General features: G+C 74.3%; 23 protein-coding genes. 11 read left to right on the top strand and 12 right to left on the bottom strand.

The genetic code is table 11. The annotated features are described in order from the left end of the window. The first annotated feature begins 193 nt into the window (after positions 1–193). Positions 194–841 carry a TetR/AcrR family transcriptional regulator gene (locus tag ACIQUT_RS08655; RefSeq protein ID WP_403560852.1) on the top strand — a complete coding sequence of 216 codons (648 nt, stop codon included), beginning with the start codon at positions 194–196 and terminating at the stop codon, positions 839–841. A 17-nt stretch (positions 842–858) separates the two neighbouring features. Here ACIQUT_RS08655 and ACIQUT_RS08650 read toward each other — a convergent pair whose 3' ends face one another. Next, positions 859–1,818: a LysR family transcriptional regulator gene (locus tag ACIQUT_RS08650; RefSeq protein ID WP_403560850.1), complete on the bottom strand. Its 960-nt coding sequence runs from the start codon at positions 1,816–1,818 to the stop codon at positions 859–861. 161 nt (positions 1,819–1,979) lie between these two features. Here ACIQUT_RS08650 and ACIQUT_RS08645 point away from each other — a divergent pair, with 161 nt between their 5' ends. Then, the gene (locus tag ACIQUT_RS08645; RefSeq protein WP_403560848.1) at positions 1,980–5,495 is read left to right on the top strand and encodes a M28 family peptidase; all 3,516 of its coding nucleotides are present in this window, start codon (positions 1,980–1,982) and stop codon (positions 5,493–5,495) included. A gap of 88 nt (positions 5,496–5,583) precedes the next feature. Here the strand turns inward: ACIQUT_RS08645 and ACIQUT_RS08640 are convergent, their stop codons facing one another. After that, positions 5,584–5,865: a hypothetical protein gene (locus ACIQUT_RS08640; RefSeq protein ID WP_403560846.1), complete on the bottom strand. Its 282-nt coding sequence runs from the start codon at positions 5,863–5,865 to the stop codon at positions 5,584–5,586. A gap of 118 nt (positions 5,866–5,983) precedes the next feature. Between ACIQUT_RS08640 and ACIQUT_RS08635 the strand changes: the two genes are divergently transcribed. Further along, complete coding sequence (locus ACIQUT_RS08635; RefSeq protein WP_403560844.1) at positions 5,984–7,279, top strand: VWA domain-containing protein; 1,296 nt, start codon at positions 5,984–5,986, stop codon at positions 7,277–7,279. Further along, positions 7,279–8,121, top strand: a complete 843-nt coding sequence (locus tag ACIQUT_RS08630) for a hypothetical protein (protein ID WP_403560842.1) — start codon at positions 7,279–7,281, stop codon at positions 8,119–8,121. The genes ACIQUT_RS08635 and ACIQUT_RS08630 overlap by 1 nt, the downstream gene beginning before the upstream one ends. Positions 8,122–8,206: 85 nt before the next feature. Here ACIQUT_RS08630 and ACIQUT_RS08625 read toward each other — a convergent pair whose 3' ends face one another. The 7 genes from ACIQUT_RS08625 to ACIQUT_RS08595 all read right to left on the bottom strand — a co-directional run bounded on the left by ACIQUT_RS08625 (position 8,207) and on the right by ACIQUT_RS08595 (position 15,087). Next, entirely contained in the window at positions 8,207–8,884 is a 678-nt protein-coding gene (locus ACIQUT_RS08625; RefSeq protein ID WP_403560840.1) for a DUF2278 family protein, read from the bottom strand. Positions 8,885–9,475: 591 nt separating this feature from the next. Beyond that, positions 9,476–9,670, bottom strand: a complete 195-nt coding sequence (locus ACIQUT_RS08620; protein ID WP_403560838.1) for a hypothetical protein — start codon at positions 9,668–9,670, stop codon at positions 9,476–9,478. Between the two features lie 98 nt (positions 9,671–9,768). Further along, on the bottom strand, positions 9,769–10,428 hold the full coding sequence (locus tag ACIQUT_RS08615) for an ABC transporter ATP-binding protein (protein ID WP_403560836.1): 660 nt from the start codon (positions 10,426–10,428) through the stop codon (positions 9,769–9,771). Continuing rightward, positions 10,421–11,404: an ABC transporter ATP-binding protein gene (locus ACIQUT_RS08610; protein WP_403561641.1), complete on the bottom strand. Its 984-nt coding sequence runs from the start codon at positions 11,402–11,404 to the stop codon at positions 10,421–10,423. The genes ACIQUT_RS08615 and ACIQUT_RS08610 overlap by 8 nt, the downstream gene beginning before the upstream one ends. Before the next feature lie 134 nt (positions 11,405–11,538). Beyond that, positions 11,539–12,495 (bottom strand): ABC transporter permease, encoded by a 957-nt coding sequence (locus ACIQUT_RS08605; protein WP_403560834.1) that lies wholly within the window; start codon positions 12,493–12,495, stop codon positions 11,539–11,541. Further along, on the bottom strand, positions 12,488–13,453 hold the full coding sequence (locus tag ACIQUT_RS08600; protein WP_403560832.1) for an ABC transporter permease: 966 nt from the start codon (positions 13,451–13,453) through the stop codon (positions 12,488–12,490). Before ACIQUT_RS08600 ends, ACIQUT_RS08605 begins: the two co-directional genes overlap by 8 nt. Before the next feature lie 32 nt (positions 13,454–13,485). After that, entirely contained in the window at positions 13,486–15,087 is a 1,602-nt protein-coding gene (locus ACIQUT_RS08595; RefSeq protein WP_403560830.1) for an ABC transporter substrate-binding protein, read from the bottom strand. Positions 15,088–15,328: 241 nt separating this feature from the next. Here ACIQUT_RS08595 and ACIQUT_RS08590 point away from each other — a divergent pair, with 241 nt between their 5' ends. Further along, positions 15,329–16,297, top strand: coding sequence for a fibronectin type III domain-containing protein (locus ACIQUT_RS08590; RefSeq protein ID WP_403560828.1), 969 nt, complete (start codon positions 15,329–15,331; stop codon positions 16,295–16,297). A gap of 84 nt (positions 16,298–16,381) precedes the next feature. Next, positions 16,382–18,481, top strand: a complete 2,100-nt coding sequence (locus tag ACIQUT_RS08585) for an ATP-binding protein (RefSeq protein WP_403560826.1) — start codon at positions 16,382–16,384, stop codon at positions 18,479–18,481. A gap of 159 nt (positions 18,482–18,640) precedes the next feature. On the opposite strand, the gene ACIQUT_RS08580 is transcribed toward ACIQUT_RS08585, so the two are convergent. Continuing rightward, positions 18,641–18,826, bottom strand: a complete 186-nt coding sequence (locus ACIQUT_RS08580) for a DUF5999 family protein (protein ID WP_403560824.1) — start codon at positions 18,824–18,826, stop codon at positions 18,641–18,643. Between the two features lie 155 nt (positions 18,827–18,981). On the opposite strand from ACIQUT_RS08580, the gene ACIQUT_RS08575 reads away from it, so the two are divergent. Beyond that, the gene (locus ACIQUT_RS08575) at positions 18,982–19,419 is read left to right on the top strand and encodes an SRPBCC family protein (protein ID WP_403560822.1); all 438 of its coding nucleotides are present in this window, start codon (positions 18,982–18,984) and stop codon (positions 19,417–19,419) included. Positions 19,420–19,481: 62 nt separating this feature from the next. Further along, complete coding sequence (locus tag ACIQUT_RS08570; RefSeq protein ID WP_403560820.1) at positions 19,482–20,345, top strand: hypothetical protein; 864 nt, start codon at positions 19,482–19,484, stop codon at positions 20,343–20,345. Between the two features lie 69 nt (positions 20,346–20,414). Here ACIQUT_RS08570 and ACIQUT_RS08565 read toward each other — a convergent pair whose 3' ends face one another. After that, positions 20,415–21,644: an acyl-CoA dehydrogenase family protein gene (locus tag ACIQUT_RS08565; RefSeq protein ID WP_403560818.1), complete on the bottom strand. Its 1,230-nt coding sequence runs from the start codon at positions 21,642–21,644 to the stop codon at positions 20,415–20,417. A 191-nt stretch (positions 21,645–21,835) separates the two neighbouring features. Here ACIQUT_RS08565 and ACIQUT_RS08560 point away from each other — a divergent pair, with 191 nt between their 5' ends. Continuing rightward, positions 21,836–22,480 (top strand): TetR family transcriptional regulator, encoded by a 645-nt coding sequence (locus ACIQUT_RS08560; RefSeq protein ID WP_403560816.1) that lies wholly within the window; start codon positions 21,836–21,838, stop codon positions 22,478–22,480. A gap of 62 nt (positions 22,481–22,542) precedes the next feature. Here the strand turns inward: ACIQUT_RS08560 and def are convergent, their stop codons facing one another. Beyond that, positions 22,543–23,106: a peptide deformylase gene (def, locus tag ACIQUT_RS08555; protein WP_403560814.1), complete on the bottom strand. Its 564-nt coding sequence runs from the start codon at positions 23,104–23,106 to the stop codon at positions 22,543–22,545. A gap of 122 nt (positions 23,107–23,228) precedes the next feature. Here def and ACIQUT_RS08550 point away from each other — a divergent pair, with 122 nt between their 5' ends. Together ACIQUT_RS08550 and ACIQUT_RS08545 are read left to right on the top strand one after the other, a co-directional pair. Then, positions 23,229–24,467, top strand: a complete 1,239-nt coding sequence (locus ACIQUT_RS08550) for a MurT ligase domain-containing protein (RefSeq protein WP_403560812.1) — start codon at positions 23,229–23,231, stop codon at positions 24,465–24,467. 30 nt (positions 24,468–24,497) lie between these two features. Next, the gene (locus ACIQUT_RS08545; RefSeq protein ID WP_403560810.1) at positions 24,498–25,226 is read left to right on the top strand and encodes a type 1 glutamine amidotransferase; all 729 of its coding nucleotides are present in this window, start codon (positions 24,498–24,500) and stop codon (positions 25,224–25,226) included. Positions 25,227–25,239: the final 13 nt, after the last annotated feature.

The following is a 25,239-nucleotide window of genomic DNA, read 5'->3' as shown; positions in this document are numbered from 1 at the left end:
ACCCCCGCTGGGGCGGGGGGTGGGCCGGGGGGGGGGGGGGGGGCCCGCCCCCCCCCCCCCCGCCCCCGGGGGGGGGGGCCGCCCCCCCCCCCCCCCCCCGCCGCCCGCCCCCGCCCGCCCGCGTACCCGCGCACACCCGCCTGCGTACCGGCGCGCCCGCGCACACCCTCCCGCGGAAGGAGACGGAACACGCATGCCACGGATGCCGTTGGCCGAGCGGCGCCGGCAGCTGACCGAGGCCGCGATCCGCGCGATGGCCCGCGACGGCGTCGCCCGGACGACGACCCGCTCCATCGCCGCCGAGGCGGGCGTGTCACTGAGCGTCTTCCACTACTGCTTCGACTCCAAGCAGGCGCTGCTGGAGTCGGTCATCGAGACGATCACCGACCACTACCTCGGGGTGGTGAAGGAGGCGATCCGGCCGCGCGCCACCCTCCACGAGACGGTACGGGCCGGCTTCCGGGCCTACTGGGACCACGTCCGCGCCCGTCCCGCCGAGCACATGCTCACGTACGAGCTCACCCAGTACGCCCTGCGCCAGCCGGGGTTCGAGCACCTCGCGCGGCGCCAGCACGAGCTGTACTGCGCCACGTACGCCGACCTGCTCGGGCAGGTCAGCGGCGAGCCGGGCTTCGAGCTGAGCGTCCCGGTCCCCGTGCTGGCCCGCTACCTGGCCGCCATGACGGACGGACTCACCCTCAACTTCCTGGTCCTCGGCGACGACCGCGCCGCGGCGGGGATCCTCGACATGGTCACCGAGCACGTCGCCGGGCTGGTCCGGGCCGGCGAGCCGGCCGACGCGGTGGACGCGGTGGACGCGGTACGGACCGCCACCGGCTGAACGCGGCCGGGCGTGCCTCAGCCGAGGTCCGGGTGGGCCTCCGGGTGGGCGTCCCACCACACCCGGTGGAAGGGGTTGTTGTCCACGTTGGCCAGGTAGGCGCCGGCCGCCGCCCGGTAGAGGAGGTCCGCCTGCGCGCCGGAGACCGCGGAGCGGTTCCAGGCCAGCCGGATCCGGCCGCTGATCGGAGTGCCGCGCAGCGGGCGCATCACGGTGCCCGCGACCGCGGGGGCGGTGGGCTGGGTGAGGGAGATGGCGCGGCCGGCCGCGACCAGGTGGTGGCGCATCTGCCGGTCGGTGATCCGGTAGCGCAGCGAGGGCACGAAGCCGGCCGCGGCGCAGGCGCCGATCAGCGCCTCCGGGCCGCCGTCGTCGTCCTCGACCAGGGTCATCCACTGCTCGCCCGCGAGGTCGGCGAGATCGAGGGTCTCCCGCCCCGCCAGGGGGTGGCGGGTGGACATGCGGATGCAGAACGGCTCCTTGGGGATGAGGGTCCTGGCCAGGGCTCCGCGGGGCAGGGCGACCTCGTGGTCGTTGACCTCGCCGTAGAGGATGACGTCGTACCGGCCGGCGCCGAGCATCCGCACCAGCGCGGTGACCGAGTGCTCGACGTCGACGGTGATCTCCCGGCCGGACAGGGTGAGGTCCGTGCGGGCCAGCAGGCCGTCGACGAGCACGAGCAGGATGCAGCCGAGCCGCAGCGGGCTGTCGGTGGCCATGGCGCGGGTCTCGGCGCCGAGGGCCTCCATCTCGTTCAGTACGCGGCGGGCCTTGGCCAGCACGTACTGGCCGAGCGGGGTGGGCTCCACCCCGGACCGGCCGCGGACGAAGAGCTCGCCGCCGGTGACCCGCTCGATCCTGCGCAGCTGGGCCGAGAGCGCGGGCTGGGAGACGCCCAGCCGGCGTGCCGCGCCGCCCAGGCTGCCCGCCTCGGCTATCTGGCAGACGGCTTGCAGATGCCTCAACTCCAGCTGCATTCCGGCAGCTTACGAAGCGTGATGCGGCGCGTACATAACGCGGACCTTATGCCCGCAGGGATGTCCCAATCTCGCCATGTCCACGCCCATACTCGGCGGCGAAAGAGCCAGCCCCCCACCCCCCACACGATCGGAGTGGACTCTTGCAGCCCACGAGATGGATGGCTTCCGTGGCGGCCATGGCGCTGACCGCCGGCCTCGCCGGCACGCTGGCCGGCGCGGCGCACGCCGCCGAACGCACCCAGTCCGCCAAGCCCCCGCAGGCCACGCAGGCCACGCAGGCCACGCCCGCGGAACGGGCCGTCGCCGCCGCCGACGCCGCGGTCCGCAGCGGCCTCGACACCCTGGTCAACGCGGCCCAGCAGCAGTACGACCGGCGCCTGGTCACCCCCTGGGTGCAGGACCTGTACTCGGTGGCCTACGAGCGCAGCTACCGCGGCCTGCCCGTCGTCGGCGGCGACGCCGTGGTCCTGGCCGACGGCCAGGGCCGGGTCCGGTCCGTGCAGTCCGCCTCCTCGACGGTGATCGACGTGGCGACCACCCCGTCCGTCAGCGCGAAGACGGCCGAGGCCACCTCCCGCAAGGAACTCGCCACCGTCGACAAGGCCGAGAGCAGCCGCCTCGTCGTCCGGCTCAAGGACGACCGGCCGTACCTGGCCTGGGAGACCGTGCTCTCCGGGAGCACCAAGGACGCGCCCAGCAGGCTGCACGTGTTCGTGGACGCCCGGACCGGCAAGGTCGTCGACCGCCACGACGAGGTCGTCGCCGGCACCGGCAACAGCAAGTGGAACGGCCCGGGCCCGGTCTCGATCGACACCACCGCCTCGGGCGGCTCGTACTCCCTGCGCGACCCGAACCGGACCGGGCTGAGCTGCGCGGACTACAGCACCGGCAGCGTCTTCACGAAGTCCTCGGACTCCTGGGGCACCGGCAACCCCACCTCCAAGGAGACCGGCTGCGCGGACCTGATGTTCGCCGCCCAGAAGCAGTGGGACATGCTCGGCCAGTGGCTCGGCCGCAACGGGGTCAACGGCTCCGGCCGCGGCTTCCCCGCCAAGGTCGGCCTGAACCAGCTCAACGCCTACTGGGACGGCAGCTCGGTCACCATCGGGCGCAACAGCGCGAACGAGTGGATCGCCGGGATCGACGTCGTGGCCCACGAGTACGGGCACGCCATCGACTCCACCACCCCCGGCGGCACCGCCGGCCAGGAGGCCGGCCTCGGCGAGGGCACCGGTGACATCTTCGGGGCGCTGACGGAGGCGTACGCCAACGAGCCCGCCCCGTACGACACCCCGGACTACACGGTCGGCGAGGTCATCAACCTCCAGGGCCGCGGGCCGATCCGCAACATGTACGACCCGTCGGCCATCGACAACGACCCGTCCTGCTACAGCTCCGCGATCCCCGGCACCGAGGTGCACGCGGCGGCAGGCCCGCTGAACCACTGGTTCTACCTGCTGGCCGAGGGCAGCAACCCGGGCGGCGGCAAGCCGAGCAGCGCCACCTGCAACGGCTCCGCGGTGACCGGCGTCGGCGTCCAGAACGCCGGCAAGATCTTCTACGGCGGGATGCTGCTCAAGACCAGCAGCATGTCGTACAAGAAGTACCGGACGGCGACCCTCAGCTCCGCCAAGTCCCTCGACCCGGCCACCTGCGGCCTCTTCGTCAAGACGAAGGCCGCCTGGGACGCCATCAGCGTCCCCGCCCAGGCCGGCGACCCGACCTGCACGCCCAGCGGCCAGAACGACGACTTCTCCCTGGCCCTGAACCCCGCGTCGGGCACCGTCCAGCAGGGCGGCTCGGTCACCGCGACCGTGGCCACCAGCACCACCGGCGGCCAGGCCCAGCAGGTGACCCTCACCGCGTCCGGCCTGCCGTCCGGGGTGACCGCCACCTTCAGCCCGGCCACCGTGCAGTCCGGCCAGTCCGCGACGCTGACCCTGTCCGCCTCGGCCAACACGGCCCCGGGGGCCTCCACCGTCACCGTCAAGGGCCAGGGCCCGAGCCTGGCGCACACCGTCGACTACGCGCTCAACGTGGGCGGCACCCCGCCCGGCACCGACCCGCCGGACATCAGCGCGGCCAACGTGCAGGCGCACCTGACCCAGCTGAACACGATCGCCTCGCAGAACGGCGGCCACCGCCGCGCCGGCAGCGCCGGGTACACCCAGTCCCTGGCGTACGTGAAGGGCAAGCTCCAGGCGGCCGGGTACACCGTCACCGAGCAGGCCTGCACCTCCTGCACGTACCCGTCGAACAACCTGATCGCCGACTGGCCCGGCGGCCCCGCCGACCAGGTCGTCATGTTCGGCGCGCACCTCGACGGAGTGTCGGCCGGACCGGGCATCAACGACAACGGCTCGGGCTCGGCGACCCTGCTGGAGAACGCGCTCGTCCTCGCCCAGAAGAACCCGGCCCTCACCCGGCACGTGCGGTTCGCCTGGTGGACCGACGAGGAGCAGGGCCTCAACGGCTCCGAGTTCTACGTGGGCCGGCTCGGCAGCGCCGACAAGGCCGCCATCAAGGCGTACTACAACTTCGACATGGTCGGCTCGCCCAACGGCGGCTACTTCATCAACAACCTGAACTCGGCCGCCGCCGCCCCGCTCAAGGCGTACTGGACCTCGCTGAACCTCGCGCCCGAGGAGAACACCGAGGGCCAGGGCCGCAGCGACGACTACTCCTTCCAGCAGGCCGGCATCCCCACCTCCGGCTACGCGGCCGGCGCCAGCGCCCGCAAGACGTCGGCGCAGGCCGCGAAGTGGGGCGGCACCGCGGGCGCCGCGTACGACGGCTGCTACCACAGCTCCTGCGACACCGCGAACAACATCAACGCCACCGTCCTGGACCGCAGCGCGGACGGTGTCGCGTACGCGATCTGGAAGCAGGCGGTCGGCGGCGGCACCCCGGCGCAGGACTTCTCGATCAGCACCTCGCCGGCTTCCGGCTCCGCCGAGCCCGGCGGCAGCACCACCTCCACCGTCAACACCGCCACCGTGAGCGGCAGTCCGCAGACCGTCGCCCTCACCGTCACCGGCGCCCCGGCGGGCGTGACCGCGACGCTGAACCCGGCGTCCGTCCAGTCCGGCAGCTCCTCGACCCTCTCGGTCCAGGTCGGCTCCGGCACGGCGGCGGGCACGTACACCCTCACCGTCACGGGCACCGGCACAGTCAGCCACACCACCACCTACACCCTGACCGTCGGGGGCGGCGGCGGCAGCTGCACCCCGCGCCAGGTCGTCGTCAACGGCGGCTTCGAGAACGGCAGCGGCCCCTGGACCGCCACCACCGGCGTCATCACCAACCAGTCCGGCCAGGTCCCGCACAGCGGCTCGTACATGGCCTGGCTGAACGGCTACGGCAGCACGCACACCGACAGCGCCGCGCAGACGCTGACCCTGCCCGCGGGCTGCGCCACGGCCCGGCTCTCCTTCCACCTGCACATCGACACCGACGAATACGAGGACGTGGTCTACGACCGGTTCACCGTCTCCGTGGGCGGCCAGACGCTGGAGACCCTCTCCAACACGGACGCGGCCCAGGGCTACGTCCTGAAGAGCTACGACGTGTCCCGGTTCGCCGGCCAGACCGTCACCCTCAGGTTCCAGGGAACGGAGGACCAGTCCCTGCAGACCTCCTTCGTCGTGGACGACGTCACCCTCCAGGCGAGCTGACGCCCGCCCGGCCCTGACCCCGGCCCGGCCCTGACGCCGGACCCGACCCCGAGCGGCACGCGCCCCGGCCCCGGCCCGCGCGTGCCGCTCAGTACGGCCGGGGCGACATCACCAGCGGCTGGGCGGCGTCGGGCGCCTCCAGGACGCAGCGGGGGACGCCGGGGCCCGGTGTGGCGCGTACGACCACCGGCGTCGGCGGCACGGTCGGCAGCTCCACGTGGACGAAGACGGGCCGGTCACCGTGGGTGGTGGCGTGGCCGGTCTCCTTGCCGTCGACGAGGACCTCCACCTCGACCCGGTGCCCCGTCTGGACGGTCGCGCTGACGGAATGCCCGGCATGGTCGATGTGGAAGTGATGGCGTCGTCTCATGGGGTCGCCTCCGGGCCGGGCACACTGGCACATCACCCCCTGCTCCAGGGTAGTCGCGGGCGGTGCGGCCCGCAGCGGACGGTTTGGCTTGCCGCTCGATCCTCAATACGATCCGGCGATGATCACAAGAAAATGGGTGGCGGCCGGGGCGTGCGGCCTGCTGGCCACGCTCGCGGTCGGGCTGTTCCCGGCGAGCGCGGCGGCCGGCGAACCGGTGGGGAAGGATTCGCCCAAGGTCGAGCTGGTGCTGGACGTCAGCGGCTCGATGCGGGCGACGGACATCGACGGCACGTCCCGCATGGCGGCGGCCAAGCAGGCCTTCAACGAGGTCCTGGACGCCACGCCGGACGAGGTGCAGCTCGGGATACGGACGCTCGGGGCGACGTACCCGGGCGACGACCGGCAGCTCGGCTGCAAGGACACCAAGCAGCTCTACCCGGTCGGCAAGCTGAACCGGGTGGAGGCCAAGACGGCCGTGGCGACCCTCGCCCCCACGGGCTGGACCCCGATCGGCCCGGCGCTGCTGGGCGCGGCCGAGGACCTCAAGGGCGGGAACGCCACCCGGCGGATCGTGCTGATCACAGACGGCGAGGACACCTGCGCCCCACTCGACCCGTGCGAGGTGGCGCGTGACATCGCCGCCCAGGGCATCCACCTGGTCATCGACACGCTCGGCCTCGTCCCCGACGCCAAGACCCGCGACCAGCTGGTCTGCATCGCCGAGGCCACCGGCGGCACCTACACCGCGGTGCAGCACACCGCCGAACTCTCCGGCCGCGTCAAGCAGCTCGTGGACCGGGCGGCGGCCCCCGTCGTCACGCCGGTGGCGACCGAGGGCGCCAAGCAGTGCCAGGGCGCCCCGAAGCTGGGCGCCGGCCTGTACACCGACCGCGAGGCCTTCGGCGAGCACCGCTGGTACCAGGTGGACGTCAAGCCCGGCCAGGAGCTGCGCGCCTCGGTGAGCATCGGCGTCGACCGCGCCGTCAACAACGACTACGGCGTGCTGCTGCGGGCCACGACCGTCCACGGCCGCGAGATCGTGCGCGGCGCGGAGGCGGGCGACGGCCGCACCGACGCGATCTCGACCGGTCTGCGCTACCCGAAGGCGGAGTCCGACGGGGACGAGGGCAAGGGCGAGGGCAAGGCCGGGGACGGCAAGCCGGTCGCGGAGACCGTCTGCCTCCAGGTCAGCAACTCCTTCTCGGCGCCCGCTTCCGTCAAGACGACCCCGGGCATGCCGGTGGAGCTGACCATCGACGTGGTGGACGGCCCCGACGACACCGCGGACGTGGCCGCGTTCGGCCTCGGCCGCGGCTGGTGGCTGCTCGGCGTCCTCATGCTCGCGGGCCTGCTCGCGGGCCTGGTGTGGGGCTGGATCTCCCGCTGGCGTGTCTCGGTCTGGAGGACCAACTGATGCGAACCGTACGGATGGTGACGACCGCCGCGGTGCTGGCCGCCGGCGGTGTCCTGGCCGCGGCCGGCACGGCCGCGGCCGACAACACCCCCTCGGCGAGTGCGAGTGCGAGCCCGAGCGGGGCCGCCTCCGGCCCGACGGAGGCCGGCACGGCCTTCCGCACGGCCACGCCGGTCAAGCCGGGCCAGGTCGCCACGGCCGAGGCCGCCACCGGTGACTACCTGTACTGGGTGCTGCCGCTGGACTCCGGGCAGCGGGCCACGGTCAAGGCGACCGTGAAGCTGCCCGAGGCGTCGTCCCGGCACGCGGCGTCGACGTGGCGCCTCGACGTGTACGACGGCCTGCGCCGCCGGCAGCCGTGCACGTACGCCGCGCAGGCCGCGGCGGCGGCCAAGGAGGCCGCGGCGGTCGAGCTGTCCTGCACGCTGCGCACGGTCCGCCCGGGCGCCGAGGCGTGGGCCAACGACCCGCTGCCGGGCAGCTACTACGTGCGCCTGACCGCGGTGAACCTGGCCCAGGAGGACCTCGGCCGCAAGGTGCGGGCCGAGCTGCGGGCCGACGTCGACGACACCGGGGGCGCGTTCGCCGCGGACGGCGCGGTGGCCGAGCCGCTCGTCCCCGGCATCACGGCCCGCGCCGCGGCGGTCGAGGCCGCGAAGAAGGAGGGGAAGCAGCCGCCGGCCGCCGTCGGCGAGCCGGAGGGCGGCTGGTCGAGCGGCCGCTGGTCCGACCGCTGGATCTGGACCGCGGCGGGCGGCGTACTCGCCGCCCTGGCGGGCGTCTTCGGCTACTCCCTCACCCGCGGCCGGGGCCGCCCGGCACAGGTCCCGCCCCGCGCCTGATCGGCCCTTCCCCCGGTTCCGCCCCGGGCGGCGGCTCCCCGGTACCACGCCGTGGACCGCCGCCCGGGGCGGACGGCTTCCGGGCCTACGCCGTGCCCGGCGGCGGGAGGGGGTGGCCGTCGTCGTCGGTGGCGCCGGACTGGGTGGAGAACCGGGACAGGAAGACGTCGTAGCGGCCGTCGCCGCGGCGGGTCATCGTGGCCCCGTCCTGCCAGATGCCGTTCTCCTCCCACCACTGGCTGCCGTACGGGTCGCCCTGGTTCTGGTGGACGTTGTGCATCCCGAGCCCCGTGTCGAAAGGCTCCCCGAAGACGAGGACGGGCCGGCCGGGCACCAGGATCGGCTCCAGCGCCGCCGAGGCCTCCAGGTGGCTGCCCGCGGTCCACGGGCGGGCCGGGCTGATCCGCTCCCGGATCCGCTGGATCCAGGCCGGCGGGCGGGGCAGGAACAGGCAGCCCGGGTGGTCGGCGAGGGCCGGGTGGCGCAGGTAGTCGATGGCCCCCGACCCGGAGCTGCGGTCCAGGTCGTGGTAGCCGGGGGCCGGCGCGTCCACGGGCTCCAGCACCGAGGGGTGCAGGGTGAGCACCTTCCACTCGACGCCCACCGCGGACTTCTTGCTGTCCACGTCGACGGCGACCTTGTAGCGGCCGGCGGGCGCGTCGACCTCCAGGTTCACGTGGAACCAGCGGCCCTGGTCGTCGGGCCGGTCGCGGAAGTGGCGGTGCAGGGTCCCCGACAGCACGCCGTAGTTCTCGAAGGGCATGCCCGCCAGTGAACCATCCGCCGGTGCCGGGCGCGGACGGTACGGGCGTGTCGGCCGCCCCGCCCGCGCCCTGCGGTCAGTCCCCGTCGCGGACGGCGACGATGCCGTTGAAGACCCCCACGTACGCGGTGCCGTCCGGGCCGGGGGCGATCGGGGCCCGGTTGTTGTCGTACAGCGGCCCCGTGCCCGTCAGCTGCCGAGGTGACGGGGGCGCAGGTGCCGCCGGGCCGGGGGTCGGCCCAGGAGGCGCAGTCGTGCGGGACGTGGCCGGTGAGGTCCCAGTCGTCGTCGACGGTGAACTGCCGGCTGCCGTCCGGGTTCCGGGAGTGCGACAGACGCAGGACGTGCCGGCGGGAGTCGGCCGGTACGGCGCGGTCCTGGTCGTCGAGGCGGGTCGGCCGCCCGCGTCGAAGGCGACGCGGCCGCCGCCGGGCTGTCCTCGTACCGCTCGACCAGCCGGTGGCCGGGGGCCTTGGGTATCTCCTCCGCCTGCGCCGGGGCGGCCCCGTACAGGACGGTCATGGCGATCAGTGCCGGGGAGGATTCACGAGGGCGCAACGGTCGCCCGCGGGGGCCGCGCCGCGCGCCGGTTCAGGGATCGATGCCGGAGACGGCCTGGGCGGTGGCCGCCAGTCCGTCGTGGATGGTCGCCGCCACGCTGCTGCTCGCGAGCTGGAAGCCGAGCAGGACGCAGATGAGGGCGTGGGAGAACTTGAGTCCGCCGCTGCGCATGAAGATCCATGCCAGGACGAGGAGCAGGACGGCCACGGAGAGCGAGATCACCACAGATTCCTCCTTGTGCGGCGCCATGGTGGCGCAGGAGGGGGTGCTGACGGGCGAAACCCGTGTCCGCCGTACGGGTGTTGACCGTCCGTGACGGCCGGTCAGTGCTTGACGATCTCGTCCCAGCGGGTCGTACGGTCGCACCAGCGGGCGAGCAGGACGGGGTCGTGGCCGACGGCGAGGAGCCCCGCGCCGGTCTCGGCCCGGTACTCCTCGACCACGCCGACCAGGGCGGCCGTGGTGGAAGCGTCGAGCATCGCGGTCATCTCGTCGCACACCAGCCAGCGCGGGCGCAGCACCAGCGCGCGGGCGAGGCAGGCGCGCTGCAGCTGGCCGTCGCTGACCTCGTGGGGGCGCCGGTCGAGCAGGTCCCCGCCGAGGCCGACCCGCTCGGCGAGTACGGCGACCGCGGCGGCGGCCTCGCGGCGGCGGCCGGTCGCCCGGAGGGGTTCGGCGACGAGGTCGCGCAGCCGCAGCCGGGGGTCGGCGGAGAGGCGGGGCTGCTGGAAGACGACGCCGACGGCGGTGCGCAGGCCGCGCGGGGCCCGGTGGCGGAATCCGGTCACGGTGTGGCCGTCGAGGGTGAGGGTGCCGCGGTCGGGGCGGTGCAGGAGGGCGGCGACCCGGGCGAGGGTGGACTTTCCGCAGCCGCTGGGCCCGAGGAGGCCGAGGGACTCCCCGGGGTGCAGGGCGAGGCGGGCGCCGCGGACCACGGGCCGGCGGCGGTCGTAGCCGGCGGTGATGTCGGTCAGCTCAAGCATGGTGGCAGGCGAGCCCTTCGGTGAACCGGGGGCGTTCGGTGCGGCAGAGGGCGTCGGCGCGGGTGCAGCGGGCGGCGAAGGCGCAGCCGGGCGGGAGTGCGCCGAGCTCGGGCGGGGCGCCGGGGACGGGGGTGAAGGCCCGCTCGGGGAGGGCGTCGAGGAGGCCGCGGGCGTACGGGTGGCGCGGGCCGGGGGTGCCGAAGAACGCGTCGGCGCCGGTGGTCTCCACGATCCGGCCGGCGTACATGACGGCGACGGTGTCCGCGATCCGGCGGGCGGCCGCGAGGTCGTGCGTGATCAGCAGCAGGGCGCGGCCGGCTTCCCGGGTGTGGGCGCGCAGTTCGTCCACGGTGCGGTGGACGAGGTCGCGGTCGAGGCCGGTGGTCGGCTCGTCGGCGAGGAGCAGCGGGGCGTCGCCGATCAGGGCGAGGGCGGTGGCGGCGCGCTGGGCGAGCCCGCCGGAGAGCTCGTGGGGGTGGCGGTCGAGGTGGCTCTCGGGGAACGCGGCCCGGCGGGCGGCCCGTTCCGCGGCGGCCCGCAGCCGGTCCCGTCGGCGGGCGCGGCCGGCGGGGCGGAGGCGGCGCGCGATGCCGGTGCGGGGCCCGGACGGGGGGCCGGCCGCCGGATGCGCCGCCGGGTCGGCTGCCGGGTCGGCGAGTTCGCGGACGGTCTCCTCCAGGTGGGCGCGGACGGTGCGGACCGGGGTGAGGTGGGCGGCGGGGCTCTGCGGGACCAGGCCGATGCGGCGGCCGCGGACGGTGCGGGCGAGGACGGCCTCGTCGGCGGCGAGCAGGTCGAGCCCGTCGGGGAGCAGGGCGGATCCGGTGGTCTCGGCGTTGCCGGGGAGCAGTCCGAGCAGGGCGGAGGCGAGGACGGACTTGCCGCAGCCGCTCTCCCCCACCAGGGCCAGGCAGCTGCCGGGCGCCAGCCGGAACGAGACGTCGCTGACGGCGGCCACGTACCGCCCGCCGGGCATCCGGAAGCGGACGCCGAGGCCGCGCACGTCGAGCACGGGCACACCGGCGCCGTCCACGGCGTCGGCACCGGGAACGGCGGCGGGAGCAGCGCCGGCGGCGGGCGCGACCCCGGAGTCGGCGGTGGGGGCGGCGGTCACAGCATCAGCTCCGAGCGGCGGCGGGGGTTGAGGCGGTCGCGCCAGGCTCCGGCCAGCCCGGCGATCGCGAGGGTGGGCACGATCAGGAACAGGCCGGGGAACAGGGTGGGCCACCAGTCCCCGGCGAGCAGGGAGCCGCGGCCGCCCTGCACCAGGCTGCCCAGGCTGGCCTGGTGCGCGGGCAGGCCGAGGCCGAGGAAGGACAGCGCGGACTCGTGCCAGATGGCGTGCGGCACCATCAGCACGGCGGCCAGCCCGGCCTGCGGGAGCACCCCGGGCAGCAGGTGGCGGACGGCGACCCGCCACCGGGAGGCGCCGCCGGAGACGGCGGCGTCCAGATACGGCCGGGACTTCAGCGAGAGCACCTCGGCGCGCACGATCCGGGCGGTGGACAGCCAGTGGGTGAGCGCGACGGACACCACCACCGGCCACACCCCGGGCCGGAACAGGGCCACGACGAAGATGCCGAGGAGCAGGTGCGGGACGGAGGCGAAGCCGTCCACGACCCGCATGACCAGTCGGTCGGTCCACCCGCCGAGCGTGCCCGCGGCGGCCCCGACGGCGGTGCCGATGACGGTGGCGGCGAGTGCGGCGACGAGCCCGACGAGCAGCGAGACGCGCAGCCCGTGGACGCAGCGCAGCAGCAGGTCGCGGCCGACGTCGTCGGTGCCGAACGGGTGGGCGGGGGTGGGCGGCAGGAGCTTCGCGGACAGGTCGACGGCCTGCTGGTCGAACGGCACCAGCAGCGGGACGAGCAGCACGGCGAGGACGGCGGCGGCGGCCAGGGCGGCGCAGACGGCCGCGCGCAGGCGGCGGGCGGGTCGCGGTCCGGTCCGGCCGAGGCGGCCGAGGCGGCCGAGGCGGCCGAGGCGGCCGCGCGGGCCTCCCCCGGCCGGCCGCCAGACCACGGCGACGGCCTCCGCGGCCCCGTCGGCGGGGCGCGGGTCAGCCATCGAAGCCCACCCTCGGGTCGGCGAGCCCGTACAGCAGGTCGGAGAGCAGGTTGCCGGCGAGGACGGCGGCGGTGGCGAGCACGGTGAGCGCCGCGAGCAGCGGGAAGTCCACGGAGGTCGCGGCCTGCACGGTGGCGGCGGCGATGCCCGGCCAGCTGAACACGGTCTCCACGAGCAGTGCTCCGGTGATGAGCTCCGGTACGCGCGAGCCGATCAGGGTCAGCATGGGCAGCATTCCGGCGCGCAGGCCATGGCCCAGCAGGACCCGCCGCTCGCTCAGCCCCCGCGCCCGGGCCCCGCGTACGGGGTCCTCGGCGAGCGCGTCGGCCACGCCCTGGCGGACGTACAGGATGAACCAGGGGAGCTGGGACAGGCCGAGGACGAGTGCGGGCAGGACGAGGTGGCGGGCGACCTGTCCGGCGGTGACGACGTCGCTGTCCGCGTCGGTCAGGCCGCCGGAGGGGAGGACGCCGAGGCGTACCGAGAACAGCCAGACGGCGAGGAGGCCGAGCCAGAACGCCGGGGCCGCCTCCAGGGTGTAGGCGAGCGCGGAGACCGCCCGGTCCAGGGGGCCGCCCGGGCGGCGGGCCGCGAGGGCGCCGAGGACGGTCCCGGCCAGGACGGCCGCCGCGAAGGCGGTGGCGGCGAGCAGGGCGGACCAGCCGACGCGTTCGGCGATCACGTCGGTGACGGGCTGGCGCAGGGCGGCGGAGGTGCCGAGGTCGCCGGTGAGCGCCGAGGCGAGCCAGTCCCACCAGCGGTCGGCGAGCGGCCGGTCGGCGCCCAGGTTGGCGCGGAGCCGGTCGAGTTCGGCCTGGGTGGCGGTGAGGCCGGCGGTGCCGGCGTAGGCCTTGACGGGGTCGAACGGGGACAGTGCGGCGACGGCGAAGACGGCGAAGGTGACGGCGAGCAGGACGGGGGCGGCGAGCAGGAGCCGCCGCCCGGCCATGCGTGCCATCGGCGCCCAGGGGAGGCGGCCGGAGCGGGGGGTCACTGCTTCTTGGGCTTCCAGTGCTCGATGTTCCACCAGGGGCCGGCGCCGAGGCCGTGGTCGTGCGGCTCGACCTGGGTGCTCGGGCCCTCCCAGCGGTCGGCCACGACGTACAGGTGGTCGATGTGGGTGAGGAAGACGTAGCCGGGGTTGGCCACGAGTTCGCGCTGGACGGTGTCGTACGCGGCCTTGCGTGCTGCCGGGTCGCCGCTCCTGCGGGCGTCGTCGAGGGCGCGGTCGACGGCCGGGTTCGCGTAGCGGGCCATGTTGTTGAAGCCGTCGCCGGCGAGGGAGGAGTGCAGGAGGGGGTACTGGTCGAAGTCGGGGTCGGCCGGGGAGCCGCCGCCGGCGAGGACGGCGTCCGTCTTCATCCTCGGTTCGATGACCTCCCAGGTCCCGGCCTCGGTCTTGACCTCGATGCCGGCCTTCTTGGCGTCGGAGGCGAAGGCGAGCGCGTGGTCCTGGCGGATCTTGTCGCCGGAGGTGTACCAGAGGGGGAAGGAGGCGCGGACGCCGTCCTTGCTGCGGATGCCGTCGCCGCCGGGCTTCCAGCCGGCGTCGTCGAGGATCTTCTTCGCCTTGTCGGGGTCGTACGGGCGCTCGGTGCCGGCGGTGAACCAGGGGCTGTCGGCGGGGACGGGGCCGTAGGCGGGCTTGCCGGCGCCCTCCAGCAGCTTGTCGACCATGGCCGTGCGGTTCACGGCGGCGTCCAGGGCCCGGCGGACCGCGGGGTCGCCGGTGACGGGGTGGGCGGTGGGCAGGGTGACGCTGCGGTGGTCGAAGGACGTGGCGGCGTGGGTCCTGCGGGCCTTGTCGCGGGCGAAGCCCTTGGCGAGGTCGGGCGGCAGGATCGCTGCGTCCAGTTCGCCGGAGCGGAGCCGGGTGGCGCGTACGTCGTCGTCCTTGACGACGGCCATGGTGAGCTTCTTCACCGCCGGCTCGCCGCCCCAGTACGAGGGGTTGGCCCTGAAGGTGAGCTTCTCGCCCTTGGACCAGCCGGTGAGCACGTACGGGCCGGTGCCCACGGGCCGGGTGGCGAACTCGCCGCTGTTGACGTCCTGGCGGCCCGCGATGTGCTCGGGGGCGATGGGCAGCACGGTGCGCTCGGCGAACGGGGCGTAGGGGTACTTCAGGGTGAAGAGGACCGTGTCGTCGCCCTGCTGCGCCACGTCCGCGATCGCGTCGAGCTCGGTCCGGGAGGCGTTGTTCGTCTTCGGGTCGAGAATCGTCCGGTAGGTGAAGACGACGTCCTTGGCGGTGAAGGGCGTGCCGTCGCTGAACTTCACGCCGGGGCGGAGCCGGTAGGTGTAGGTGAGCCCGTCCGCGGAGACCTCCGGGAGGGAGCGGGCCAGGGCGGGCTGCAGCTTCATGTCCGCGTCGTGGGTGAGCAGCCCGTCGAAGACCTTGGAGTTGCCGTCCTTGCCGTAGCCGAGGAGGGGGCTGAGGGTCTCGGGTTCGGTGGCGATGCCGAGGACGGCGGAGTCTCCGCCACCGGGTCCGGCCGCCGGGTCCGCGGAGGGGTTGGTGCAGGCCGCCGTCCCTGCGATGAGTGCGGCGGCCAGCGTTGCCGCGGCCGCTCCCCGTGCTGTCCGGGCCGTCATGCCGTACACATCCCTGGTGTTGCCGTTTTCGTTGTTGCCGTTTGCGGGCAGCTCTAGGTCAGCCGCTATTGCAAAGCGATCGCAATAATGCCAGAGGTGATCAGAGGACGACGAACCGGGCAAGGCGGCAGCCTCCCGCGGACCGCCTGCCGCACGGGTCTTGCCCGGCCGCCCGCCCGCATGCCATATATGTCTAGACCTTTACGAGGACCACGAGGAAGCGGAAGCCGAGGAAGGCCCCGTGCGACGCCCCGCCCCCCTGCCCGCCCTCGGCCTGGCCGTCTGCGCGGCCGCCTGTGCCGCCGCCGGGCTCACCGCCTGCACCTCCGCCGACACCACGCCCCCGGCCGCCCCCGCCGGGATCACCGCGCAGGCCGGCAGCGCCACCTCCGTGCACGTGATGTGGCAGGCGGCCCCCGCGGCCGACGGGGTCACGAACTACCAGGTCTTCGAGGCCGGGCGGCTCATACGCGAACTCCCGGCGGACAGGACCATGGTGGACGTCACCGGCCTCGCCCCCCGGACCGCGTACGCGTTCACGGTCCGGGCCCGCGACGCCGCCGGGAACACCTCCGCCCCCAGCGCCGAGGCCGCGGCCACCACCCCCGCCGCCCGCGCCGAGGACCGCACGCCCCCCACCGCCCCGGACCGCACCACGGCCCGCGCCGACGGCCCCCGCTCGGCCGTGGTCTCCTGGTCCGCCGCCTCCGACGACACGGGCGTGACCGCGTACGACGTCCACCAGGGCGGCGTCCGCATCCACACCGCCGGGCCCGCCGAGACCTCCACCACCCTCACCGGCCTCCAGCCGGACACCGCCTACACCTTCACCGTCCGGGCCCGCGACGGCGCGGACAACTCCTCCCCCGACGGCCCGGCGGCCGAGGTCACCACCGCGCCCGCGCCCGGCCGCGGCCCCGGCACCGCACCCGCGGACTTCACGGCCGACGCCTCCCCCGGCACCGTCACCCTCGCCTGGACCGCCCCCGACACGGGCCGGCCGACCACGGAGTACGAGCTCCACGTCAACGGCAGGCCCGTCACCGTCATCCAATTCGGTGCCGGTGCCGTGGCCGGCGGCCGCATGGAACACCGGCTCGGCGTGGCCGAACCGCCCGGCACGGCCTGGGAGCTGAAACTGAGGGCCCGCCTGCCGGACGGCAATTGGGGGGCGTTCTCGGTGCAGCGGCACGTCGTGCTGGCCGGGTGAGAGCGGAAGCACCCGTACCGGTGACGTGACAGCGATACGGACGGAACGGCACGTCGGGTAAGGAAGATCACGCACAATACTTCCGTGTTCGGAGAGTACTCGTTCAACAACAGACGGGCGGATTCCGCGGACGGCGACCCCGGTCCAGCGGGAAACCAGGCACCGGGCAGGCTGCCGCCGGAACCGGCCGGCTTCATCGGCCGGGAGGACGAACTCGGCGGACTCCACGCCCTGTTGCGCACCCACCGGCTGATCACGCTCACCGGCGTGGGCGGCGTCGGCAAGTCCCGCCTCGCCCTGCGCGCCGTCGCCGACAGCGAACAGGCCCGGCCCGACGGGGTGTGGTGGGTGGACCTCTCGCCGCTGCACGACCCCTCCCTGCTCACCATGACCGTCGCCCACGCCGTCGGGCTGGCGGACCACTCGGTGCGCCCGCTCGACGAGGAACTGTGCGCGTGGATGGCCGACCGGGAGCTCCTCCTCGTCCTCGACACCTGTGAGCACATGGTGGCCGAGTGCCGCCACCTCGTCGGCGAACTCCTGCAGTCCGCACCGGGCCTGACGGTCCTGGTCACCTCCCGGGAACCCCTCGCCAGCCCCTGCGAGCAGGTCGTGGAGATCTGCCCGCTGCCCTGCGAGGGCCCCGACAGCGACGCCCTCGCCCTGTTCCGGGCAGCCGCCCTCGCCGCGACCCCGGATGCCGCGGCCGCCTTCGACGACCCCGGCCGGGCCGCCCTGGCCGCGCAGGTGTGCCGGCGCCTCGACGGGATCCCGCTCGCCCTGGAACTGGCCGGGGCCCGGCTGCGGATGTGGACGCTGGAGCAGATGGCGCAGCGCCTCGGCGCACGGTTCGACGTGCTCTCCGACAACCGGACGTCCACGCTGATGCCCCGCCACCGCACGATGCGCACCGCGATCGGCTGGAGCCACGAGCTGTGCGAGCCGGTGGAGCGGCTGCTGTGGGCCCGGCTGTCCGTCTTCACCGGCGACTTCGACGTGGCCGCGGCCCGGACGGTCTGCTCGGGCGGCCCGCTGTCGGCGGCCCGCGTGGAGCGGGTGCTGGCCGGGCTGGTGGCCAAGTCGGTGGTCCGGCGGACGCAGGAGCGGGGCGCCGGCGCCCGCTACCGGATGCTGGACACGATCCGCGAGTACGGCCACGACTGGCTGGCCGAGCTCGGCGAGGTGCGCGCGGTCGCCGACCGGCACGCCCACTGGTACGCGGCGCTCAGCCGGGCCGCGGACCGCGGCTGGATGGGCCCGCGCCAGGTGGACTGGTACCGCAGGATGACCATCGAGCACCCGCAGCTGCGGACGGCGCTGGAACACCTGCTCGGCACCGACCCGGGGGCCGCGCTGGAGACGGCGGGGGCCCTGTGGTTCTTCTGGTTCTCCTGCGGACACGTCCACGAGGGCCGGGGCTTCCTGGAACGGGCCCTGCGGGCCGCCCCGCAGCAGGCGCCCGGGTACGTCCAGGGGGTGTGGGCGCTCGGGCTGACCGCCGTCCTCCGGGGGGACATGGCCACCGCCCGCGAGCTCGGCGAGGAGTGCACCCGGATCGCGGAGGCGACGGCGGACCAGGAGGCGCGGCTGCGGGCCGCCCACCTGCTCTCGGTGTCCCTGCTGCTGCCGGGGGACCCCGCGCGGGCGCTGGAGGTGGCGGGCCCCCGGGGGCGGGCCCGGATCGGGGGCCGGGAGGACAGCCCCGGCCTGCTGATGTGCCGGCTCGTGTCCTGCTACGCCCTGTGCGACCTCCAGCGGTACGAGGAGGCGGCCGAGGAGGCCCGGGGGCTGCGCGAGGCGTGCGCGGACCTGGACGAGCGGTGGCTGCGCGCGTACGCGGACTACGTGCTGGCCGTGGCGGCGCTCGGGCTGGGCCATCACGAGGAGGCGTCCCGGCACGTGCGGGCCATGCTGTCGGGGAAACGGCTGCTCGGCGACCGTATCGGCATCGCGCTCGGCCTGGACCTGCTCGCGGCGGCGGTCGCGGCGCTGGGCGACGGGGAGCTGGCGGCCCGGCTGCTGGGCACGGGGCACGCCTGGTGGCGCACGGTGGGGCGGCCCCAGATGGGCTCACCCTCGCTGACGGCCGTACGGGAACTGGGCGAGCGGCAGGCCCGCGCGGCGATCGGCGACGCGGCGTTCGAGAGCGCCTTCCGGGGTGGTGCGGCGGCTCCCACCGGCTGACCGGCAGCCGGCGGGCCGCGGACGTCCTGTGCTGCTGCTGTCGTGGGCTCCCGTCAGTACGGGAGGGTTCTGCCCGACGGTGTGCGCAGGTCCAGGTCTCGGGGTGCGGGCTTGGGGACGGGCTTGCGGATCAGCTGTTGGCGCATGCGGCCTCCTCGCTCAGACCAGGGCCGGGCGGCGGGGTTCCACCACGCGGCCGTCGGGGAGCAGCTCGCCGGTGTCGTCGAAGATCACCAGGCCGTTGCAGAGCAGGCTCCAGCCCTGTTCGGGATGGGAGGCCACAATGCGGGCGGCGTCGTGGTCCGGACTGTCGGCGGACGGGCAGGGGGGCTGGTGGGAGCACATGGCGCACCTCCTCGCTGTGTGGTGCGGGAGGGCCGGTGGTCACCCGGTCGATTCCGCGATCCACGGTGGCCGTGAGTATTACTGATCGCCGCCCCCGGACGGAACCCATATCGGCGGTCCAGTTCAGGGTGTGTATGCCCGGCTACCATGCGCTCATGCCCGGTATCCGGATCATTCACCGTACGTGTTTGCCGGCGTCGGAGGCGTGGCGGCGGCTGACGGACTGGGAACGGCACGGCGCGCAGGTCCCGCTCACCCGGACGATCATGGAAACGGTGCCGCCCACGCACGTCGGAACGCGCTTCACGGCCCGGACGGGAGTGGGCAGGATCACGTTCGACGACCCCATGGAGGTCGTGGTCTGGCAGCCCCCGGCCGGGACGGCCGCGGGACGGGCCCGGCTGGTCAAGCACGGGCGCGCGGTCCTGGGCTGGGCGGAGATCGAGGTGCGCCCGCTGGCCGCGGGCGGTACGGAGGTCCGCTGGCGGGAGGAACTGCGGGTGCGGGGGCTGGGCCGGGCGTTCGACCCGCTGGTCGCGGCGGCGGCCCGGCTGCTGTTCGCGCGGGTCGTGGCGCGTCTGCTGCGTACCTGACCTTCCGGGCTAGGGTTCCGTGATCACCGAACCCGTGTCACCGCCAGTCCGAGGAGAACCCCGTGGCCACTCCGCCCCCGCAGCACGGCGCGGGCCCGTACCCCCCGTACGACCCCCGGCAGGGCTCCCCCTTCGGCCCGGCCGGCCCCGCCGGCCCGGCCGGCCCCGCCGGCCCGGCCGGCCCCGCCGCCGGACCGTACGGGGTGCCGCAGCAGCCGGGCCCGTACGGCGTTCCGCAGCCGGGCCCCTACGGGCCGGGGCAGCCCGTGGTCCACGACTGCCGGATCTGCGGGTCGATGCCCGCCGCCCCCGGCACGGTGCGCGGGCACCAGGGGATGGTCGTCCTGATGCGGTTCCTGCGGACGGAGGGACCGCTCTGCCGCGACTGCGGGCTCGCCACCTACAGGCGGATGCAGTCGGACACCCTCTGGCAGGGCTGGTGGGGTCCGCTGTCCCTGTTCGTCACGCCCGTGACGCTGCTGATGAACCTCGGCCCGCGGGCGGCCTACTACCGGCTGGCTCCCCCGGCGGGGGCCATCCTGCGCCCGCTGGACCCGGGCCGGCCGCTGTGGCGGCGGCCGCCGGCGCTGACCGTGATCGCCGCGGCCGTGCTGGTCTCCTTCGCCTTCCCGACCCTGGTGCTGCTCGGCATCCTGGCCGGGGACGGGGACGACAAGCCGACACCGCTGATCGTCGGCAGCTGCGTCCGCAACGAGGGAGGCGACCTCCGCCACCAGAAGCTGCTGGTCACGGACTGCGGCTCGCCCAACGCCGAGTACCGCGTCAGCAAGCAGCCCACGGACCAGGACTGGTGCGGCCCGCGGGACTTCCTCGCCATGCCCGAGTACAGCGCCGACGGCACCAAGCTCCACTGCCTGACGCCGCTGCGCGAGAACGCGGGCACCGTGCCCCGAGCGCGCCCGTAGGGGCGCGGGGAACTGTGCGAGCGGCCCCCACCACCGGCCCGAGGCCGCAGGACCGGTGGGGGCGGAGCGCTAGCGAATCGGCATGCCGGAGAGGGTGCGGGCGATCACCAGCCGCTGGATCTCGCTCGTCCCTTCGAAGATCGTGTAGATCGCCGCGTCGCGGTGCATGCGCTCCACCGGGTACTCGCGGGTGAAGCCGTTGCCGCCGAGGATCTGGACGGCCTGCGCCGTGACCTTCTTGGCCACCTCGCTCGCGAACAGCTTCGACATCGAGCCCTCGGCCGAGGTGAACGGCTTGCCCGCGACGGCCATCCAGGAGGCGCGCCACACCAGCAGCCGGGCCGCGTCGATCTGGGTGCGCATGTCGGCGAGTTGGAAGGCCACGCCCTGGTTGTCGATGATCGGGCGGCCGAACTGGGTCCGGGTCCGCGCGTAGTCGAGGGCCACCTCGTAGGCGGCGCGGGCCGTGCCCACCGCCATCGCGCCGACCGCCGGCCGGGAGGCCTCGAAGGTGGCCATGGCCGCGTTCTTCACCCGGTCGCCGCCGGCCGCCTTCGCCTTCTCCCGGGCCCGGGCGAGGCGCTCGTCCAGCTTCTCCTTGCCGCCGAGCAGGCAGGCCCCGGGGATCCGTACGTCCTCCAGCACCACCTCGGCGGTGTGCGAGGCGCGGATGCCGTGCTTCTTGAACTTCTGGCCCTGGGAGAGGCCGGGGGTGTTCGGCGGGACGATGAAGGAGGCGTGGCCCTTGGTGCCGAGCTCCGGGTCGACGACGGCGACGACGATGTGGACGTTCGCGATGCCGCCGTTGGTAGCCCAGGTCTTGGTGCCGTTGAGAACCCACTCGTCCGCGGCCTGGTCGTAGACGGCCCGGGTGCGCATCGCGCCGACGTCGGAGCCGGCGTCCGGCTCGGAGGAGCAGAACGCGGCGACCTTCACGTCGTCCGGGGTGCCGTACATCTGGGGGATCCAAGTGCCGATCTGCTCCTCGGTGCCGTTGGCGAGGACGCCGATGGCGGCGAGCCCGGTGCCGACGATCGACAGGGCGATGCCCGCGTCACCCCAGAACAGCTCCTCCATCGCCATGGGAACGCCGAGGCCGGTCGGGTCGAAGAACTGCTGGGCGTAGAAGTCGAGGGAGTAGATCCCGACCTTGGCGGCCTCCTGGATGACGGGCCACGGGGTCTCCTCACGCTCGTCCCACTCCGCGGCCGCTGGCCGGATGACATCGGCGGCGAAGCCGTGGATCCAGTCCCGGACCTGCTTCTGGTCGTCGTTGAGCTCCATGGTGAACTCCGCCATGTCCCCTCCAACTGTGCATCCACCAGTGCGTTACTGGCGGTAACCCCAACGGTGGCGACAGTCTGTTACCGGCGAGTAGCGACTGTCAAGCGAGGCGGCCCGCGGCGCGGCCGATTCGGTGGCCGAGGTGCGTGGGGTGTTACGTTGCGTGGGCGTCACGCACCATCGCAAGGGCGGGGAGAGAACACGTCATGGAGACCACGCAACAGGCCGGCGAACCGGGAACGGCCGAGCGCCGCCGGCGGGAGCTGCTCGAAGCGGCCGACCGGGTCGTCCTCAGGGACGGCCCCAAGGCATCCATGAATGCCATCGCGGCGGAGGCCGGCATCACCAAGCCGATCCTCTACCGGCACTTCGGCGACAAGGCCGGCCTCTACCAGGCCCTGGCCGTCCGGCACACGGACGGCCTGCTCGACTCGCTGCGGGCCGCACTCGACGCGCCCGCCGAGCGCCGGCGCCGGGTCGAGTCCACCCTCGACACCTACCTCGCGGCCATCGAGGCCCGGCCCCAGGTCTACCGGTTCCTGATGCACCCCACCGAGGACTCGCACAGCGCCGAGCCCGGCTTCGACGTCGGCCGGCACTCGGCGCCGCTGCTGCGGCGGCTCGGCGAGGAGCTGGCCGAGGTGATCAGCGAGCGCGTGGACCTCGGGCCCGACGGGGAGCGGCTGGCCCGCATCTGGGGGCACGGGATCGTCGGCATGATGCACGCGGCCGGGGACTGGTGGCTCGGCGAACGCCCTTGCGGGCGCGCCGAGTTGGTGTCCGGCCTGACCGACCTGCTCTGGGGCCGGCTGGCCACGGCGGGCGACCGGGCCGACGGGCCCGGCTTCTAGCCGCCGCGGCCGACCGGCCGACGGGCGGCCGGAACGGAACGGGACGAAACGGAACGAGCGGGTCAGGCGTCCAGGGCGTGCGCGCCCCGCGCACCCCACGGCGTCCTGCGGATCGCGCGGCGCAGCCGCCGGGCCCGCAGCCCGGTGACCCGCTCCGCGTAGACCGTGCCGTCGAGGTGGTCGCACTCGTGCTGGAGGCAGCGGGCGAAGAACCCGGTGCCGGTGATCCGCACCGGTGCGCCGTCCGAGGTGACGCCCTCGACGACGGCGCGGTCGAACCGGGCCGTGCCCGCCTCCAGGCCGGGCAGCGACAGGCAGCCCTCCGGGCCGAGGAACTCGTCCCCGTCGGCCTCCACCAGGCGCGGGTTGACGATGTGGCCGACGTGCCGGACGTCCTCGTCGTCGGGGCAGTCGTAGACGAAGACCCGTTGCCCGACCCCGACCTGGTTCGCGGCGAGGCCGACGCCCTGGGCCGCGTACATCGTGGCGAACATGTCCTCGATCAGCCGGTCGAGGGCGGGGCCGAAGTCGGTGACCTCCGCGCAGGCCGAATGGAGCACCGGCTCGCCCAGGAGGCTCATGGTGCGGACGTTTCCGGTGGTCCCGGGGATGACGCGCTGTCGCATGGCCGTAAGGGTACGACGGGCGAATATATGAGGAGATCCGCGGCGACCTGGGGCGCCGCGGTCAGGGCCCCCGCCGGTACTGGATAGGCTGGGGCCGGTCGACGCAAGGAGGACAAGGGACGATGGCAGGCAACACAGAGCCGCTTTCGCCGCGGGCCAAACTGGCCGTGACGGCAGGCAGGGCCGCGGCGGCGGTGTCGCGGGCCGCGGGACGCGGAAGCGGATCGGTGATCGGCGGCAAGGTCGCACTCAAACTCGACCCCGATCTCCTCGGAGCGCTCGCGCAGCATCTCGACGTCGTCCTCGTCTCCGCCACCAACGGCAAGACCACGACGACCCGCCTGATCGCCGAGGCCCTGCGGGCCAGCGGCCCGGTGGTCTCCAACGCCCTCGGCGCGAACATGCCGGCGGGCATCACCTCCGCCCTCGCGGGCGGCTCGGACTCCAAGTACGGCGTCATCGAGGTCGACGAGAAGTACCTGGCCGGAGTGGCCCGGGACGTCACCCCCAAGGTGATCGCCCTGCTGAACCTCTCCCGCGACCAGCTGGACCGCGCCGCCGAGACCCGCATGCTCGCGGAGAAGTGGCGCGAGGGCCTCACGGGCTCCAAGGCGGTCATCGTCGCGAACTGCGACGACCCGCTGATCGTGTGGGCGGCCTCGTCCTCGCAGAACGTGGTCTGGGTCGCCGCCGGCCAGGAGTGGAAGGACGACGCCTGGTCGTGCCCCTCCTGCGGCGGTGTGATGCAGCGCCCCGGCGACGACTGGTTCTGCGGCGAGTGCGGCTTCCGCCGCCCCACCCCGACCTGGGTGCTCTCCGGCGACCACGTCCTGGACCCGCACGGCTCGGCGTGGCCGATCCACCTCCAGCTGCCGGGCCGCGCCAACAAGGCGAACGCGGCCACCTCGGCCGCCGTGGCCGCCGTCTTCGGCGTGCCGCCGCAGGTCGCGCTGGAGCGGATGTACCAGGTGCAGGCCGTCGCCGGCCGCTACGACGTGGTCTCCTTCCAGGGCCGTGAGCTGCGGCTGCTGCTCGCGAAGAACCCGGCGGGCTGGCTCGAAACGTTTTCGCTGATCGACGGGCCCCCGGCCCCGGTGATCCTGTCGGTGAACGCGCGCGGCGCCGACGGCACCGACACCTCCTGGCTGTGGGACGTGGACTACCCGCGCCTCGCCGGCCACCCGATCTTCGTGATCGGCGACCGCAGGCTGGACCTGGCGGTCCGCCTGGAGGTCGCGGGCCTGGACTTCCGGGTCTGCGACACCCTCGACGAGGCCGTGCAGCTGGCGCCGCCCGGGCAGATCGAGCTGATCGCCAACTACACCGCCTTCCAGGACGTCCGCCGCCGGGTCGGCAACTAGCACCGGGATCGGAACCCAGAGGACATGAGCATGAGCGACAACAGCCTGCGTCTGGTGTGGGTCTACCCCGACCTGCTCAGCACGTACGGAGACCAGGGCAACGTTCTCGTCGTGGAGCGCCGGGCGCGCCAGCGCGGCCTGGACGTGCAGCGCGTGGACGTGCGCAGCGACCAGCCCATCCCGACGTCCGGCGACATCTACCTGATCGGCGGCGGTGAGGACCGCCCGCAGCGCCTGGCCGCGGAGCGCCTGGTGCGCGACGGCGGTCTGGAGCGGGCCGTCTCGAACGGGGCGATCGTCTTCTCCGTCTGCGCCGGGTACCAGATCCTGGGCAACGAGTTCGTCAACGACATGGGCGAGCGCCAGCAGGGCCTCGGCCTGCTGGACGTCGTCACCGTCCGCGGCGAGGGCGAGCGGTGCGTCGGCGACGTGCTGGCCGACATCGACCCGCAGCTGGGCCTGCCGCAGCTGACCGGCTTCGAGAACCACCAGGGCGTCACCCACCTCGGCCCGTCGGCCAAGCCGTTCGCCCGCACCCGGCTGGGCCGCGGCAACGGCACCGGCGACGGCACCGAGGGCGCGTACAACGACACGGTGTTCGGCACGTACATGCACGGCCCCGTCATGGCCCGCAACCCGCTGATCGCGGACCTGCTGCTGAAGCTGGCCCTCGACGTCAACGCGCTGCCGCCCATCGACGACCGGTGGTACGACGCGCTCCGCGCGGAGCGCATCGCGTCGGCCACGCAGCCCGCGTAGCCGGCGCAGTCCG

Origin of the sequence: Streptomyces sp. NPDC090445 (assembly GCF_044769385.1) — a bacterium.
Lineage (GTDB): Bacteria > Actinomycetota > Actinomycetes > Streptomycetales > Streptomycetaceae > Streptomyces.
Note: the sequence above shows the minus strand (reverse complement) of the source record. Positions and strands in the feature narration are given on the sequence as shown.